This window comes from Monashia sp. NPDC004114, assembly GCF_053603855.1.
Genome location: NZ_JBSGGK010000018.1, coordinates 23,554 through 38,601, shown reverse-complemented (window position 1 = coordinate 38,601; position 15,048 = coordinate 23,554). Strand labels below are relative to the sequence as shown.

The window sequence follows — 15,048 nt, the reverse complement described above, 5'->3', positions numbered from 1 at the left end:
GCCAGCGGGACTGCGGGCCCGGCTACTCGACCGGTACTGGCGAGTGTGCCGTCGCGAGAGCGGCACCCCAGACGACCGCCCGTTCGAGCTCCCCGGGGGACAGCGGGCCCTCGGTGCCCTCGACCCAGAACGTCTCACCGCGGTCCGCTTCACGGAACCCATGGTGGCGCAAGGACTTTGCCGCGCTCGCTGCGGCCGACCCAGGCATCAGCCGGACGTGGACGCGCGTGTCGAAGGTGACGACGGGCAGGTCGGAGCGGGGCGCAGCGGCCTCGATCCACTCCCGGATCCCGAGGCGGGGCTGAGCCGGTGCGCCCTTGGTCACCGCGTCCTCCCGCGTGCCCTGACGCGTCATGCTCAGCGCGTGCGTCGGTCCACCGACCAGCAGCAGCGAGACGTCGGCGGGGATCGTCGCCGGCGCCTCGTCGGTCGTCGCAAGGGTCACGGACACCTCGTCTCCCGGAGGTCGCGCCTTCCTCAAGCCCTCTGCGACCGCCTCCGCGACCTGCCGCGTGTTGCCGAACAACGACTCGTGGACAATGAGCACCTTCATGGCGATTCCCTTCCGGTACAAGGCTATTGCGGATCAGGCGCGTCGCCCCGAAATCGTGACGTACGAGACTCCGGCATCGGTGGCAGCATGGGAGCAGGGGTCGACGAGCGCGAAGGAGGAGCCCGATGGATGCGAACGAGTGGGACGAGAGGTATGCCGCGAGCGACCTCGTGTGGTCCGTCGGGCCGAACCGCTTCGTCGCGGAGCTCGTCGAGCCCCTCACTCCTGGCTCGGCCATCGATATCGCCGCCGGGGAGGGGCGCAACGCGATCTGGATGGCGAGCATCGGCTGGACGGTCGTCGCGACGGACTTCTCCGAGGTCGCCGTGCAACGGGCCCGCACCCGGGCGGCCGAGGTGCTGGGCGCCGACGCGGGCAGGCTGACGGCGCTCGTCGCCGACGCGACGCAGCCCGCGCCGGGCGGGCCGGCGGCATACGACCTCGCCCTGTTCTCCTACCTCCAGGTTCCGCGCGCGGATCTCAGGGCGGCGCTTCGCGCAGGTGTCGAGGCGGTGCGGCCCGGTGGACACGTCGTCGTCATCGGGCACGCCGGGCGCAACCTGACCGAGGGCTACGGCGGCCCTGGCGACCGGAGCGTCCTCTATGACCCCGACGAGGTCGTCGACGCCGTCGAGGGGCTGCCGGTCACCGTCCAGCGCGCCGAGATCCGCGTGCGGGAGGTCGAGACGGACGACGGGATGCGCGAGGCGCTCGACACCGTCGCCGTGCTCTCACGCACCTGACGCTGTTGGCAAGGCCGGAGAACGCGTCAGGCCGGCCTGACGGTGGAGGGGTCGACCCCGATCCAGGTTGCGGTCGCGTGCGCCAGCAGCTCGGTGCCGTCGAACAGCGCCGTGCCGCATCGGTGCTTCCGCCCTTCGCTGCCCAGTCCCCACGCGACGACGACGAGCTCACGCCCGACCACCGGGAGGCGGTCGATGGTGGCGGTCATCGTCCCGAGCACCATCGGTCGGCCGCCGACCCCGAGGGCCCAGGCGCCGGGACAGTCCAGTGACGCCCACACGATCTCCGGCGTCACCTCCGTCGGCACCCACGCGGCCGCGTGGACGTCGGTGCCAGGCACCGGCCCCGGCCGCAGGCACAGCGCGTCGCCCGGCTCACGCGCGATGCCGCACGAGAAGCACGTGGGGAAGGGATGGTTGACGAGCCCGTCGTACCCGGCGGCGGCGGCCAGCGCTGCGGCATACGTCACCGGCCCGGGTATGCCGTCCGGCTCGGTGCCCGCGCCCACCGCGGGCTGCGCCTGGGCCACCGTGAGGTCGCCGTCGACCACGGTGCGCATGTCGCCGTCGGGCTCGACCCGCAGCTCCCGGTCGAGCGGCGGCGGGCTGCTGAGGCGGACCGACACCGGCCGGCCTTCGGCCCCGCCGGGGACCAGCTGGGCGAGGTGACCGCTCACCCAGCCGCCGTTGCCCGACTCGGGCGGGCCGCAGAACCGGGACGGGATGACGAAGCTCATCCCCGCAACCTACTCACGGCGGCCGTACTTCTCGTGCACCGCCTGCCGGCTGACTCCGAGGCAGTCCTCCCGCCGCAACACACCGAGCAATGGCCAGCTTCGGCGGTTATTACCGTCGGGGCTGGCGGTTGCCCGGTGTGTTGGCGACGGAGCTCGGTTGGCTGGCGGCCGCGGTGTCGCTCGTGGTGTCGCTCGTGGTGTCGCTCGTGGTGTCGTTCGTGGTGTCGCTCGCGGTGTCGCCCGCGGCGGGTGAATCGGACCTCGAGGACTCGTTGATGTTGCGGCGTGCATGGGCGCTGGAGCTGTACGGACCTATGCTCACAGCATGCTGATTCTCGGTCTGATCCTCTTCGGGATGCTTGTCGGAGCCGCCGCCCAGCTCATCCTGGGCAGGGAGTCCAAGGGCGGCGACAAGACCATCAACTGGACCATGGCGTTCGTGGCCGGCCTCGTCGGCTCCTTCGTCGGCGGCCTGCTCGCCAGCCTCATCGCCGGCGACGGGCTCAACCTGCGCCCGAGCGGCATCATCGGCTCGATCGTCGGGGCGGTCATCGTCACGGCACTCTGGCGCTGGATGGCCTCGCGCCGCACGGCTGCCTGAGGCGCTGCGTGACTCGCAGGCTGGCGTGATGCCGGACGCGGCGTCGCGGAGCGCGCGACCTGCGACCATGACCGCGTGACCGTCACACGCTCGATCCTGCTGTTCGTCCTTGCAGCCGTCGCCGAGATCGGGGGCGCCTGGCTGGTCTGGCAGGGCGTGCGCGAGCACCGAGGCTGGGTCTTCATGGGCCTCGGCGTCATCGCGCTAGGGCTCTACGGCTTCGTCGCCACCCTGCAACCCGACGCCCACTTCGGGCGGATCCTGGCGGCATACGGCGGCGTCTTCGTTGCGGGCTCGCTCGTGTGGGCGATGGTCGTCGACGGGTTCCGGCCCGACCGGTGGGATGTGCTGGGTGCGGCGATCTGCATCGTCGGTGTCGTCGTCATCATGTACGCGCCCCGCTCCGGCTGACCATCTCGGCTGACCATCTCGGCTGACCACGGCCGGCTGACCACGGCCAGGCAGTGACGGGACGGAGGCCGGCGGGTTGACATCGACTGGATACGGTGGGGGGTATCATGAAGGCCCGGCCGATGACAGTAGGAGGATGCCGTGGAGCTCGACCTCAATGAGATGCAGTCGGTCATTCGCCGCCTCAACCGTGCCCGCGGTCAGATCGGCGGCATCGTCAAGATGATCGAAGAGGGGCGCGACTGCCGCGACATCGTGACCCAGCTGGCCGCCGTCTCCAAGGCCCTCGACCGAGCCGGCTTCGCCGTCATCGCCACCGGCCTGCGTGAGTGCCTCACCAGACCGGACGGCGAGGAGATGGACGTCACCGAGATGGAGAAGCTCTTCCTCTCGCTCGCCTGAGGCCAACCCGGCCGACTGCGCGAGGCCGGCGGGCCAACGGGCGCGAGGCCGGCGGGGCAGCGGGCCCGCGCCGGCGCGACGCGCCTACCCCCATTCGCGACGCGCCTGCACCGTCCAGCGGCGGCGTCAGCGCGCCAGGGCCGGGACGCGGCTGCCTGTCCCCGCGTGCCAGGTCCGGTACCCGCCGTCGAGGTTGCGCACGTCCGGCCGGCCGGCCTGGGCCAGGATCCGGGCGGCGGTGTGGCCCCGCAGCCCGACCGCGCAGTGCACGACGACCGGGCCGGCCGGGATCTCGTCGAGCCGGTCGCGCAGCTCGTCGACCGGGACGAGGATCGCCCCCGGGATCGCGCCGCGCTCGTGCTCCTGCTCGCTGCGCACGTCGACAAGCACCGCGCCGGCGTCCAGTGCACTCTCGAGCTGGTGCCACTGGATCGACCGGGCCACTCCGGACCGCAGGTTGTCGGCGACATACCCGAGCATGTTGACCGGGTCCTTCGCCGACCCGAACTGCGGCGCGTAGGCGAGCTCGAGGTCGGCGAGCGTGCTCGCGGTGATCCCTCCGACCATCGCCGTCGCGATGACATCGATGCGCTTGTCGACGCCGTCGCCGCCGACGCCCTGGGCGCCGAGGATGCGGTCGGTCGCCGGGTCGACGAGCAGCTTGAGGCTCATCGACTCGGCGCCGGGGTAGTACGTCGCATGCGATGCCGGGTGGGTGTGGATGACGCGGTGCGGACGGCCGGCCGCGCGAAGGCGCTTCTCGTTCCAGCCGGTGGTGGCCACCTGAAGGCCGAAGACCCCGACGATCGCGGTGCCGAGCACGGGGCGGTCGCCCGCCTCGAGCCCAGCCATGACGTCCGCGGCCATCCGACCCTGACGGTTCGCGGTGTTGGCCAGCGGCACGAGCGTCTCGGCGCCGTCGAGGGCGTCACGCTTCTCGACGGCGTCGCCGACGGCGAGGATGTGCGGGTCGCTGGTGCGGAACGTGTTGTCGACGAGGATGCCTCCGCGCGGGCCGGTCTCCAGGCCGGCCTCCTCGGCAATGCGAGTCTCGGGTCGCACCCCGACGGCCGCCACCACGAGGTCGGCCGGCACCATGTCGCCCGAGGAGAGGGTGACATCGTCCGTGCCGATCGCGGCGACCGCCGCGCCGAGGTGAACGGTCACGCCGTGGGCGCGGAGCCGGTCGAGGACGAGGGCCGCCATCTCGGCGTCGAGTGGCGCGAGCACCTGGTCGGCAGCCTCGACGAGCGTCACGGCCAGGCCTCGGCGCGTGAGGTTCTCTGCCAGCTCGAGGCCGATGAAACCGCCGCCCATGATGACCGCGGTGCGTGCTTCGGCGACCGCGGCGACCAGGACGTCGGTGTCCTCGATGTCGCGCAGCGTCAGCGCCCGCTCGATGCCGGGGACCGGCGGGCGCACCGGACGGGCGCCCGGGGACAGGAGCAACCGGTCGTAGGGGAGGTCGGACACCTTCCCGCTCGTGAGGTCCTTGACCTCCACGACCTGCCGCTCGCGGTCCACGCGCACCGCCTCGTGCCCGACCCGGACGTCGAGGTCGAACCGGGCGGCGAGCGACTCTGGGGTCTGCAGGAGCAGGGCCTCGCGGTCGTCGATGACTCCGCCGACGTGGTACGGCAGGCCGCAGTTGGCGAAGGACACGTGGCCGCTGCGCTCGATGACGGTGATGTGGGCGTGCTCGTCGAGGCGGCGCAGGCGTGTGGCCGCGCTCATGCCGCCCGCGACGCCTCCGATGATCAGGTACTCCATGTGCATCATCATACCCCAGGGGGTATAGTGTGGCTGGCGCCGGACCCAGGTGGGTCCGGCTGGTTTCGTCGAAGCGGCCCCCGATGTGGGCGAGCCGGAGTGGCAGGAGGAGCAGTCATGTGCCGGGCAGTCATGTGCAAGCAGTGCGGGAAGACGACGTGGGCGGGGTGCGGTCAGCACGTCGACCAGGTCATGCGAGGCGTGCCCCGCGCCCAGCAGTGCCAGGGCCACGAGGGCGCCGCGTCGAGCGCCGGCACGAACGGCGCGCTCCGCCGCCTGTTCGGCCGCTGACCCCTCGCCGCTGACCCCTCGCCGCTGACCCCTCGCCACTGACCCCTCGCCGTACCCCCCGAACCGCCGGCCGACCATCCCCTCCCTCGGTCGGCCGGCACCTCTCCGACGTCCAGTGGTCAGGTCGATCCGCCCCGCCGCGGGTGACGACCTGACCACTCGACGTCGGGTTCGGGGCGCAGGAACTCGCCCCCGAGGCAGGTATGCCGCGTCGCGGGGATGGCGGCAAATCCGCTCTTTACGGGTGGCCTGGCCGCGCGCGACCATTGATGGCACGGAGGTCGACATGAACCCAGCCACGAACGCCGTCCCCGAGACCGCCACCGCCGCGAGCACGAGGAGCGAGCAGCTGGCGCGCCACATCGAGCGCGTCCGTGCCCATCGGGCCGAGCTGCGCGAGTCGGTGGCTGCGGTCGACTTCGCCCTCGAGTCACCGATCGCGCGCGGGGGAATGTGGCGTGAGCGGGTGCGTGCGGCCATGGCGGAACTGCACCACGACTTCCAGGACCACATCGACCTCACCGAGAGCCCCGGCGGCATCTATGACCGCGCCAAGCGCAGCGCGCCGCGGCTGTCCGGGAAGATCGACCGCCTGCTCGCCGAGCACCGCGAGCTGCACGAGGCGATCGGCGGGTACCTCGCGGTCCTCGAGCACGGCGGCACGACGGCCGACCTGCCTGCGTTCCGTGAGGAGCTGACCACGCTCATGGGACGCCTCGTGCGGCATCGCCAGCAGGGCGGCGACCTCGTCTACGAGGCGTACGACGTCGACCTCGGCGGCTCCGGCTGACCCCCCGCCGTTCCGCTGAGCGGGCTCCGCCACGCCCGCCCAGCGGGTCCTGCCTGATCTTCCCGAGGGGTCAGGCAGGCACGTCAGCCAGCTGCGGCTCGGTCTCCGGCTCGAACTGCGGGCGCAGCTCGAACCCTGACACGCCCTCCGAGCTGGTGCGTGACGCGAGCACCTGGTGGAGCTGGATCTCGTTGCGCTCGAAGCCGAGTCGCGATCCGGCGAGGTAGAGTCCCCAGACTCGCGCGGTGCCACGCCCGGCCAGCTCGACGCACTCGTCCCAGTGCTTGCTGAGGTTGGCGTTCCACTGGGCCAGGGTCAGGGCGTAGTGCTCGCGGAGGTTCTCCTGATGGCGCACCTCGAAACCCTGATCCTCCATCACCCGCACGATGTCGCCGGAGCCGGTGAGCTCGCCGTCCGGGAAGACGTAACGGTTGATGAAGCCGCGCGACGGGATGCCGGCGTGCTGGTTGTCCGGCCGGGTGATGCAGTGGTTGAGCAACCGGCCCTCGTCGCGCAGGTGGTCCCGCAGGAACCGGAAGTATGCCGGGTAGTTCTTGACGCCGATGTGCTCGGTGAGCCCGATCGAGCTGATCGCGTCGAAGCCGCGCTCGGTCACGTCGCGGTAGTCGCCATGGCGCACCTCGGCACGGTCGCCGATGCCATCGGCCTCGATCGCGGCCTGCGCCCACGTGGCCTGCTCCTGCGACAGCGTGACCCCGAGGGCGGTCACGCCGTAGTGCTTGACGGCGTGACGCACCATGCCGCCCCAGCCGCAGCCGACGTCGAGCAGACGCATCCCCGGCCGTAGGCCGAGCTTGCGGGCGACGAGGTCGTACTTGTGGGCCTGGGCCTGCTCGAGAGAAGCCTCGGCGGTGGGGAAGCAGGCGCAGGTGTAGGTCATGGACGGACCGAGCACCAACTCATAGAAGGCGTTCGACACGTCGTAGTGATGGCTGATCGCGGCCGCGTCGCGGGCCTTCGCATGGCGCACACCGTTGGCCAGCCGGCGCAGCGGGCTCGGCGTCTCCTCGGGCGGGATCGTCGGCAGGTGCATCCCGTAGTGGGCCACGAATCCCGCCAGCTCGGCGAGCTCCTTGGGGCGTGGCCGGTGGTAGGTGAGCCCGTCGCCGAGCGCCTTGAGCACGTCGTACGGGTCGCCCTCGTCGATACCGTCGACGACGAGGTCACCGAGAAGGTACGCCCGGGCAAGGCCGAGCGAGCCGGGTGCGGTGATCACATGGCTGAGCGCGCGCGGGTTGGTCAGTCGCAGCACGATGCCGCCGCTGCGGCCGCCGCTCGAGCCGTCCCAGCCGACGACCCGCATGGGCACGTCGGAGCCGAACACCCGGTCGAAAGCCTGGCCTACGGTCAGAGTCATCTCGCCTGCACCGCCTTCTGGTAGAGGGTTGGGAACCGCCCCGTCGGGTCGTGTCTTCGTTTGACGGGCGCGTATGCCGCTCCGCCGTAGAGGGCGTCGAACGTCGCCTCGTCGTAGTAGGCGTCGGAGTAGAGGGACTTGTGCCCACCCACTCGGGTCACCTCGTCCTCGATGCTCCGGTTGACGTCACCGTCGTGCCGGCCCGGCTCGATGGCGACGGTCGACCAGAAGCCGACGTTGACATACCGCTCGTCGCGGCGCATCGGGTAGAGCGGCCACGGCGGGCCCTCGGCCTCGGCGATGTGGATCACGTTGCGGCGCAGCTGGATCGGGCACAGCCAGATCGGCTCGATGGGCACCTCGCGCAGGAACCACTCGACGAACTCGGCGGTCCGGTCGAGCGGCACCTCGACGTCCTGGACGACGCGCTCCCGGTCCGGTAGCCCGCGCAGGCGGTTGACCCGCCCCAGCACCTGGTGGCGGTTCTCGAAGGCGACGATCTTCCAGTAGACGTCGCTGCGCCGCAGGTGACGCGGCCACAGGCGCCGCACCGCAGGTCGCTGCGCACCGAAGGCTCGGCTGCACCAGAACCAGTCGGTGTCCCACCGCCAGAGATAGTCGTAGGCCGTGAGCACGTCGGCGCGGCGCGTCTGGATCGAGCGGTAGAAGACGTCCTGCCCGGTGTAGTCGCTCGGGCGCGACCGCCCCTCGAGATCGTCGGTCCACCGGCCGAGGCACAGGTAGGACTCTCGGGCGCTGAAGACAACACCGTCGAGGAAGTCGACCCGTTGGCCGTCCCACACCTGGGTATCCATCATCTCGCCGACGGCTGCGACGAGGTCGTCGAGCCGCTCGAAGCGGATGTGCCGCAACGCGACATATGGTCGCGCCGGCTCGAGCTCGATGACGAGGTCGAGGGCGTAGCCCAGTGAGCCGTACGAGTTGGGAAAGGTGCGGAACAGCTCGGCGTGCTCGCCCCGTGGGGTGGCGGTGACGATCTCGCCGTCGCCGGTGAGGATCCGGATCTCCAGCACGGACTCGTGCGGCAGGCCGTTGCGGAACGACGCAGCCTCGATGCCGAGACCGGTCACCGCACCGCCGATCGTGATGGTGCGCAGCTGCGGGACGACGAGAGGTACGAGGCCATGCGGCAGCAGCTCGTCGACGAGGCGCTCGTAGGTCGTCAGTCCGCCCACCCGGGCGGTGCGTGCCACCGGGTCGACCTCGACGACGCCTTGCATCGCCGACAGGTCGAGCCCGCTGACGCCTGCGACCGCGCGTGTCCGGAACAGGTTGGACGTGTGCTTGGCCAGCCGGACCGGCTGGTCGGGCGGCAGGGCGGCATACGCCCTCTGCACCTGCGCGACGGCGTGCTCGTGGTCGTGGACCCGCGTCGCCACGCGCGGGCCCGTCGTCACTGTGACCGGACCGGTTGCCACCTGCCGAGTCAAACAGATCTCACTGACAGTTGGCGGGGTCGGGGGCCAATTCACTCGCCGTGGGTGAGGGTGATCTCACTCGCGGGCGAGCAGGGTGGCGCCGAGGGTGACCATCATGGCGCCGCCTGCCGCCCCGAGCTTGTCGAGGCGCTTCGGCTTGCGGGCGAACCAGTCCCGAGCCTTGGCCGCGGCCAGCGCCCACACGCTGTCGCTGCAGATCGCCATCGCCCCGAAGACGAGCCCGAGCACCGCCATCTGCACGCCGGGGTGGCCTGCGGGAGTGTTGACGAACTGTGGCAGGAAGGCGACGAAGAACAGGATCGTCTTCGGGTTGGTCACCCCGACGACGAAGCCGATGCGCAGCGCGTGCCCCCGCTTCGCGGAGACCTGGCGCTCGAGCGCCTCGCGAGCCTCGGCGCGGTTGCGGATCGCCTGGATGCCGAGCCAGATCACGTAGGCCGCCCCAGCGACCTTGATGACTGTGTATGCCGTCGTGCTGGCCGCCACGACCGCACCGAGCCCGACCGCCACGAGCAGCACCTGGGTCGTCACGCCGAGGCCGTTGCCGACCACGGAGAGCAGGGCCTCGCGGCGGCCCACGGTCAGCGCGCGGCCGATGGTGAACAGCAGGCTCGGGCCCGGCACCTGGATGAACAGGATCGAGGCGACGAGGAAGGCGATCCATTGGCTGGAGGTTGGCACGCAGCCAGTGTGCGCTGCCGGGCCCATAATCGGCATGCCTTTTCCGCTGCTCGGACAGTAGCGTGCTGCGCCATGACGATCGAGCGCACCGATCCGCCCCTGGTGACCGACGAGGCCACCATGCTCGTGGCCTTCCTCGACTTCCATCGCGACACGCTGCGGATGAAGGCCGACGGCCTCACCGCCGAACAGCTCCGCCAGACCCTGTCCCCCTCGACGCTGACCCTGGGCGGTCTGCTCAAGCACGTCGCACTCAACGAGGCGAGCTGGTTCGGCCGGGTGCTGCACGGGCGACCGATGGGGGAGCCGTGGGACTCCGTCGACTGGGACGCCGACCCCGACTGGGAGCTGACGAGCGCGAAGGACGACAGCCCCGAGCAGCTGCGCCACCTCATGGACGAGGCCGTCGACCAGGCCCGCCGGGACATCGACGAGGCGCTCGCGGCGGGAGGACTCGAGCAGCTCTCGGTCGTGTCCAGCCGCAAGGAGGGCCGGCAGTTCTCGCTGCGGTGGATCCTGCTGCACATGATCGAGGAGTACGCCCGCCACAACGGCCACGCCGACCTGATCCGCGAGTCGATCGACGGCGCGACGGGCGAGTGACGGCGGTTCGGCTCAGGCGAGTCAGGCGAGTCACGCCGCGCCGGCCCGGCGCAGGCAGAAGAGCCGCAGCGGCTCGGCCGGCATGATCGCGGCGAGATCTCGGTAGCGGGCGGCGGCCTGCCCGCGGCGGCCCGTGCGCCACTCGATGTCCGCGAGCGCGAGACCCGCGTCCCGGCTCGCGTATGCCGGGGACCCGGCTTCCAGGGTCCGCAGCTCCCGCTCCACGAGCTCCAGGGTCTCCTCGCCCGACGTGGACGCGGAACGATGGTCGACGGCATACCCGTCGGCGTCGTCGACTCGGCCCAGCGAGCCGAGGCGTGCCAGGGTCGCGTGGGCGATGGCCGCGAGGCGCGCGACCCGCACCGCCGGAGAGGGCCAGCGCTGCTCGAGGCCCTCGTAGAGCTGGACGATCCTCGGCCAGTCCGTCGCCGCGAACGTCGGTGCGCTCGAGTGGAGGCCGGAGATGGCAGCCTCGATCGCGAACCGCCCGTCTCCGGCAGCCGCGAAGGTGGCGTCGTCCAGGCCGGCCAGAAGCAGCGCCCGGTCCCAGCGGCGCCGGTCCACCTCGTCGAGTGCGAGGCCCGTGCCCGTGTCGTCGACGCGTCCGGGCCGCCGTGCGAGGCCGAGCCGGATCACGGCACGCAGGCCTCGTGCCTCGGTGTCGTCCGGGTACGCCGCGACGAGCGCGTCGGCGATGGACAAGGCCTGGCGACCGGTGTCCGCGAGGGCGTCGGCTGGGTCGAGAACGGTGCGATGCGCGACGGTGAACATGCCTGCGACACAAGCGATCACCACTGGGAGCCGCCTCTCACGCTCGGCTGCGTCGGGCACGTGGAACGCTCCGCGCGCGTCGACCAGGGCACGCTTGGCTCTCGTGAGCCGGGCCGCGGCAGCCGAGTCCTGGACTCCGAGGTGCCCAGCGATCTCGGGGATCGTCAGACCGCAGACCACGCGGAGGGCCAGCACCATCCGGGACGTCGCGGACAGCGCCTCGTCGCAGGCGACGAAGAGCAGCGCGAGCCGGTCGTCCAGGCCCTCGCGGGCGAGATCTTCGGCGTCCATGGTGGTGCCGTCCGTGAGGTGCTCGGTGACGCGATCGGCCGTCGGGTCGACCTCCGGCCGGGCGATGTCGGGGGCGAGGCGCGCCTCGACCTTGCGGCGACGAAGGTCGTCGAGCCAGGCCCGCTTGGCCACCGACGTGCACCATGCGGCATAGGACTCGATCCGCTCACCCGACCGCTCCACATCGGCGGCCCGGGCGACGGCCTCCGCGGCATACTCCTCCGCGTCGTCGAGACTGCCGGTGAAGGAGGCGAGGCTGCGCACGATACGCGGCCACGCCTCCCCGAACTCACCGGGCCCGAGCACTCACGCGCCCGTCGGGAAGACCTTGCGCCACTCGACGTGGCCTCCCGACGGCACCAGCGCGGCGATACGCCGAGCGGTGTCCTCATCGTCGGTCTCGACCATGTAGAAGCCGGTGATGACCTCTGCGGTGTCGGTGAACGGCCCGTCGGTGTAGACCGCGTCCTCGAGCTTGCGGTCGCCGTCGCCGGGCTTGACGGTGCCGCCGTGACGGGTGTTCTGCAGTGCCTGACCGCCCGTGATGCGAGCGCCGAGCTCGGCGACGGCCGCCTGGAAAGCCTTGTGCGCCGGGAAGCCCATGTCGGGGTCCTGCTCGGCAGCGCCCTCGGGCACCGGGGCGCCGGGAAGCCACTGGTCGGAGTTCCAGTCGGCCTCGTGGATGATGTAGACGTAGCTGTCGGTCATGGCTGTTTCCTTCTCAGGTCAGTGCTGTGACGGCTCTCGTCACATCATCCTGACGAACTCGTCGCCGCGGAATCGACACCCCGTGGGGACCAATCTGGCCGGTCCTCGGCCGGCGTGTCGTCGGGCGCTACGGGTCGTGCGACCACCAGGTGTCGTTTCGCTCGTTGGAGCCCCAGCCATAGCGGGCCCCCCACCAGGTCGGGAGGTGACCGATCTGAAGGTGCCCGTGCGCCGGGAAGGCTCGACCGGCGAGGTCGACGGTGCCGACCGCACCGTCGTTGAACCAGTGCGAGCAGCCCGGAGCGCGCTCGTCGCGGGGTGGGCAGGGGAAGACGTGCTGGAGCCCGACATCGAACCCCATGACGCGGAAGAGGCTCACCGCGGACTCCACGGGGAGGCGGAGCGCGCTCGTCTCGATCCGTGCGAGGCCGCTGCGGGGGATGCCGAGGCGGGATGCGAGCTCACGCTGGCTGAGGCCGTGCGCCTTGCGAATGTGGCGCACGGCGTTGGCGAAGGCGTCTGGCCCGGCTCCGAATGCGTCGCTCATTGACCCAGTCTCGGTGGGTTGTGCGACGCCCGCCGCCACGTCGTCCCAGGCTGCGGAAGGCGCGTCGCCGACGCCTGGGGGTGTGGACAGCGGGTCGGGCCCTCAGGGCTCGTCGTGTCGCCTGGCCCACTGCTCCGCAGTGGCGCGGAAGACCCGCGACTCGCCCTCGTACCACCGCTCCATGACGCCGAGGTCCTTCAGGCCGAGTCGCCGGCAGACGGCCTGGGACGCCGCGTTCGTCGTGTGGGTGTTCGCGTAGACCTCGGGCAGGCCACCGGCGAAGCCGTGCTCGATGACGGCCGTCGCGGACTCGGTCGCGTACCCGTACACCCATGAGTCTGGGTGCAGATGCCAGCCGACCTCGACCTCGCCGTGGTCGTCGTTGGGCAGCGTCAGCAGCAGGACCGACCCCGCCACCTGCCCTGTCTCCTTGACCTCGACCGCCCAGAAGCCGAGCGGCGGCGTCTCGCTGCGCAGGACGTACCGGTCGATTCGCTCGTGCGCCTCGTCGATGCCCTCCATGAGGACCGGGTCGCCGTCGCCGAGCCACTTGACGACCTCGATCCGGCTCAGGATGTCGAGCAGACGAGGCGCCTCGTGGTGCGTCCACGGCCGGACGACCAGTCGGGAGGTCTCGAGGTGCAGGGGTACCACCGCGGCGGGACGTTCGAGCATGGCGCAACGGTGGCACGGGTACCTGGCGTGGTCCACCGAGATTCGCCGGGCCAGCGGGACGCCACGTATCCATGTCCTGCGGCCCTGTGCGTTGCTCCACCCCACGAACCACCACCCCACCTATCGGTCAGTCAGCCACCGCGGCGGGGCGCTCGCCGTGAACTATGTGCGTTGCTCCACCCCACGAACCAACACCCCACCTATCGGTCAGTCAGCGACCGCGGCGGGGCGCCCGCCGTGAACCATGTGCGTTGCTCCACCCCGCGGACCAACGCACATAGGAGCAGGAAGGGGACCGTCCCCCAGCCTGGGCCACTCCTACGAGCGGTCACGCACGACGCCGCGCGTGTCGGCGGGCCGCGACCGACCGGTACCCGAGCGACAGGGCGACGAGGCCCAGCGCCCAGAGGGCGTGCACGCCGTTGACGACGAGAAGGGCCGTGACCGAGGTGAAGGCCACGACGGCCACCCACCAGGCGCGACCGCCGCGTGGTAGGAGCCGCACCGCCGCCGCGGTGCCGAGGACGTACACCAGCGTGAAGCAGCCCGTCGCGAGGAGCATGAGCGGCGTCATCCCGAGGTCGAGCTTCGCTGCCGCGACCAGCGACAGCGACGACGAGACGGTGATGAGGGCGATGCTGCGGCGAGGGACCTGGCCGACCCCGCTGCCCTTGGCGAGCCAGACTGGCAGCGCACCGTCCCGGGCGAGCGCGGCGCCGAGGCGCGAGCCGCCCGCGTAGTAGGCGTTCATGGCCCCCATCGTCAGCAGCACGGCGACGACCGCCGTGACGACCCGGGCCTGCTCGCCGAGGGCGATGGCCATGAGGTCCGACAGGGGTGCCTGGCTGCGCCCCGCGGCGGGGCCGAGGACGAGGATGCTCGTCGTGGCGAGGCCCAGGTAGAGCGTCCCGACCACGGCAACGGCGATGGCCGTGGCTCGCGGCACGTCTCGACGTGGGTTGCGGTAGTCGCCTGCCAACGACGCGACCGCTTCCCAGCCGGCGAATCCCCAGACGAGCACGGCCGCGGCAGTGCCCACGGCGGCCCATCCGTGGGGTGCGAACGGCGCGAGCGACGCGCTCGAGCCGTGGGGGAGCGCGAACGCCATCGTGGCCGTCATGAGCAGCGCCAGGACGGTGGCCAGCGCGAGCTGGACGCGCCCGGAGAGGCGCAGGCCAGCCGCGTTCATCAGCCCGGTGCCGACGATGAGCGCACCACCGACCGCAACGGTGGTCGCCTTGCCGCCGCCGACGACGTCTGCGACGTACCCGCCGGCCATCATCGACGCCGGCGGCGCGCCGACGGGCACCGCGAAGTAGAAGCACCAGCCGACCGCCCCGGCCGCTCGGTCGCCGAAGGCTCGGCGGACGTACGTCGAGACCCCGCCACCGTCGGGGTAGCGGGAGCCCAGGGCCGCGAAGGTGCTGGCGAGCGGGATCGACAGCAGCACGAGCAGAGCCCAGGCGACGAGCGATGCCGGTCCAGCCACCTCAGCCGCCAGGGCAGGCAGCGTGATGACGCCCGTCCCGAGCACCGCGCCGACGGACAGCGCCGTCCCCTGCGCGATGGTCAGCGAACCCCCGGTGGTTGTCGGCGCCGGCGCCTGGAGCGCGGCTCGCGCGGTCGTTCCCATGGT

General features: G+C 71.5%; 19 protein-coding genes. 8 read left to right on the top strand and 11 right to left on the bottom strand.

The window, feature by feature from the left end:
• Nucleotides 1-22: 22 nt before the first annotated feature.
• On the bottom strand, nt 23-553 hold the full coding sequence (locus tag ACWEOW_RS19970) for a flavodoxin family protein (protein ID WP_452270991.1): 531 nt from the start codon (nt 551-553) through the stop codon (nt 23-25).
• A 125-nt stretch (nt 554-678) separates the two neighbouring features.
• On the opposite strand from ACWEOW_RS19970, the gene ACWEOW_RS19965 reads away from it, so the two are divergent.
• On the top strand, nt 679-1,296 hold the full coding sequence (locus tag ACWEOW_RS19965; RefSeq protein ID WP_452270990.1) for a class I SAM-dependent methyltransferase: 618 nt from the start codon (nt 679-681) through the stop codon (nt 1,294-1,296).
• A 26-nt stretch (nt 1,297-1,322) separates the two neighbouring features.
• Here the strand turns inward: ACWEOW_RS19965 and ACWEOW_RS19960 are convergent, their stop codons facing one another.
• Nucleotides 1,323-2,033, bottom strand: a complete 711-nt coding sequence (locus tag ACWEOW_RS19960; RefSeq protein ID WP_452270989.1) for a hypothetical protein — start codon at nt 2,031-2,033, stop codon at nt 1,323-1,325.
• Between the two features lie 89 nt (nt 2,034-2,122).
• Here ACWEOW_RS19960 and ACWEOW_RS19955 point away from each other — a divergent pair, with 89 nt between their 5' ends.
• From ACWEOW_RS19955 to ACWEOW_RS19940, 4 genes are all read left to right on the top strand, one after another.
• Nucleotides 2,123-2,365: a hypothetical protein gene (locus tag ACWEOW_RS19955; protein WP_452270988.1), complete on the top strand. Its 243-nt coding sequence runs from the start codon at nt 2,123-2,125 to the stop codon at nt 2,363-2,365.
• On the top strand, nt 2,359-2,634 hold the full coding sequence (locus ACWEOW_RS19950; RefSeq protein WP_452270987.1) for a GlsB/YeaQ/YmgE family stress response membrane protein: 276 nt from the start codon (nt 2,359-2,361) through the stop codon (nt 2,632-2,634). Before ACWEOW_RS19955 ends, ACWEOW_RS19950 begins: the two co-directional genes overlap by 7 nt.
• A gap of 75 nt (nt 2,635-2,709) precedes the next feature.
• Nucleotides 2,710-3,045: a YnfA family protein gene (locus ACWEOW_RS19945; RefSeq protein WP_452270986.1), complete on the top strand. Its 336-nt coding sequence runs from the start codon at nt 2,710-2,712 to the stop codon at nt 3,043-3,045.
• A 141-nt stretch (nt 3,046-3,186) separates the two neighbouring features.
• Nucleotides 3,187-3,447 (top strand): metal-sensitive transcriptional regulator, encoded by a 261-nt coding sequence (locus tag ACWEOW_RS19940; RefSeq protein ID WP_452270985.1) that lies wholly within the window; start codon nt 3,187-3,189, stop codon nt 3,445-3,447.
• Between the two features lie 126 nt (nt 3,448-3,573).
• Here ACWEOW_RS19940 and ACWEOW_RS19935 read toward each other — a convergent pair whose 3' ends face one another.
• The gene (locus ACWEOW_RS19935) at nt 3,574-5,217 is read right to left on the bottom strand and encodes an FAD-dependent oxidoreductase (protein ID WP_452270984.1); all 1,644 of its coding nucleotides are present in this window, start codon (nt 5,215-5,217) and stop codon (nt 3,574-3,576) included.
• A 117-nt stretch (nt 5,218-5,334) separates the two neighbouring features.
• Between ACWEOW_RS19935 and ACWEOW_RS19930 the strand changes: the two genes are divergently transcribed.
• Both ACWEOW_RS19930 and ACWEOW_RS19925 read left to right on the top strand, forming a co-directional pair.
• Nucleotides 5,335-5,508, top strand: coding sequence for a hypothetical protein (locus tag ACWEOW_RS19930; protein ID WP_452270983.1), 174 nt, complete (start codon nt 5,335-5,337; stop codon nt 5,506-5,508).
• Between the two features lie 286 nt (nt 5,509-5,794).
• Complete coding sequence (locus ACWEOW_RS19925; RefSeq protein WP_452270982.1) at nt 5,795-6,298, top strand: hemerythrin domain-containing protein; 504 nt, start codon at nt 5,795-5,797, stop codon at nt 6,296-6,298.
• A gap of 70 nt (nt 6,299-6,368) precedes the next feature.
• Here ACWEOW_RS19925 and ACWEOW_RS19920 read toward each other — a convergent pair whose 3' ends face one another.
• The 3 genes from ACWEOW_RS19920 to ACWEOW_RS19910 form a co-directional block, all read right to left on the bottom strand.
• Nucleotides 6,369-7,676 (bottom strand): class I SAM-dependent methyltransferase, encoded by a 1,308-nt coding sequence (locus ACWEOW_RS19920; protein ID WP_452270981.1) that lies wholly within the window; start codon nt 7,674-7,676, stop codon nt 6,369-6,371.
• Nucleotides 7,673-9,115, bottom strand: a complete 1,443-nt coding sequence (locus tag ACWEOW_RS19915; protein ID WP_452270980.1) for an FAD-binding oxidoreductase — start codon at nt 9,113-9,115, stop codon at nt 7,673-7,675. The genes ACWEOW_RS19920 and ACWEOW_RS19915 overlap by 4 nt, the downstream gene beginning before the upstream one ends.
• A gap of 75 nt (nt 9,116-9,190) precedes the next feature.
• Entirely contained in the window at nt 9,191-9,817 is a 627-nt protein-coding gene (locus tag ACWEOW_RS19910) for a LysE family translocator (protein WP_452270979.1), read from the bottom strand.
• A 72-nt stretch (nt 9,818-9,889) separates the two neighbouring features.
• Between ACWEOW_RS19910 and ACWEOW_RS19905 the strand changes: the two genes are divergently transcribed.
• Nucleotides 9,890-10,420 (top strand): DinB family protein, encoded by a 531-nt coding sequence (locus ACWEOW_RS19905; RefSeq protein WP_452270978.1) that lies wholly within the window; start codon nt 9,890-9,892, stop codon nt 10,418-10,420.
• A gap of 30 nt (nt 10,421-10,450) precedes the next feature.
• Here the strand turns inward: ACWEOW_RS19905 and ACWEOW_RS19900 are convergent, their stop codons facing one another.
• The 5 genes from ACWEOW_RS19900 to ACWEOW_RS19880 all read right to left on the bottom strand — a co-directional run bounded on the left by ACWEOW_RS19900 (nt 10,451) and on the right by ACWEOW_RS19880 (nt 15,045).
• Nucleotides 10,451-11,746 carry a DUF6596 domain-containing protein gene (locus ACWEOW_RS19900; RefSeq protein ID WP_452270977.1) on the bottom strand — a complete coding sequence of 432 codons (1,296 nt, stop codon included), beginning with the start codon at nt 11,744-11,746 and terminating at the stop codon, nt 10,451-10,453.
• Between the two features lie 42 nt (nt 11,747-11,788).
• Entirely contained in the window at nt 11,789-12,190 is a 402-nt protein-coding gene (locus tag ACWEOW_RS19895) for a YciI family protein (RefSeq protein ID WP_452270976.1), read from the bottom strand.
• A 127-nt stretch (nt 12,191-12,317) separates the two neighbouring features.
• Complete coding sequence (locus tag ACWEOW_RS19890) at nt 12,318-12,737, bottom strand: helix-turn-helix domain-containing protein (protein ID WP_452270975.1); 420 nt, start codon at nt 12,735-12,737, stop codon at nt 12,318-12,320.
• Between the two features lie 102 nt (nt 12,738-12,839).
• Nucleotides 12,840-13,412: a GNAT family N-acetyltransferase gene (locus ACWEOW_RS19885; protein ID WP_452270974.1), complete on the bottom strand. Its 573-nt coding sequence runs from the start codon at nt 13,410-13,412 to the stop codon at nt 12,840-12,842.
• A gap of 328 nt (nt 13,413-13,740) precedes the next feature.
• The gene (locus ACWEOW_RS19880; protein ID WP_452270973.1) at nt 13,741-15,045 is read right to left on the bottom strand and encodes an amino acid permease; all 1,305 of its coding nucleotides are present in this window, start codon (nt 15,043-15,045) and stop codon (nt 13,741-13,743) included.
• Between the last annotated feature and the right edge of the window lie 3 nt (nt 15,046-15,048).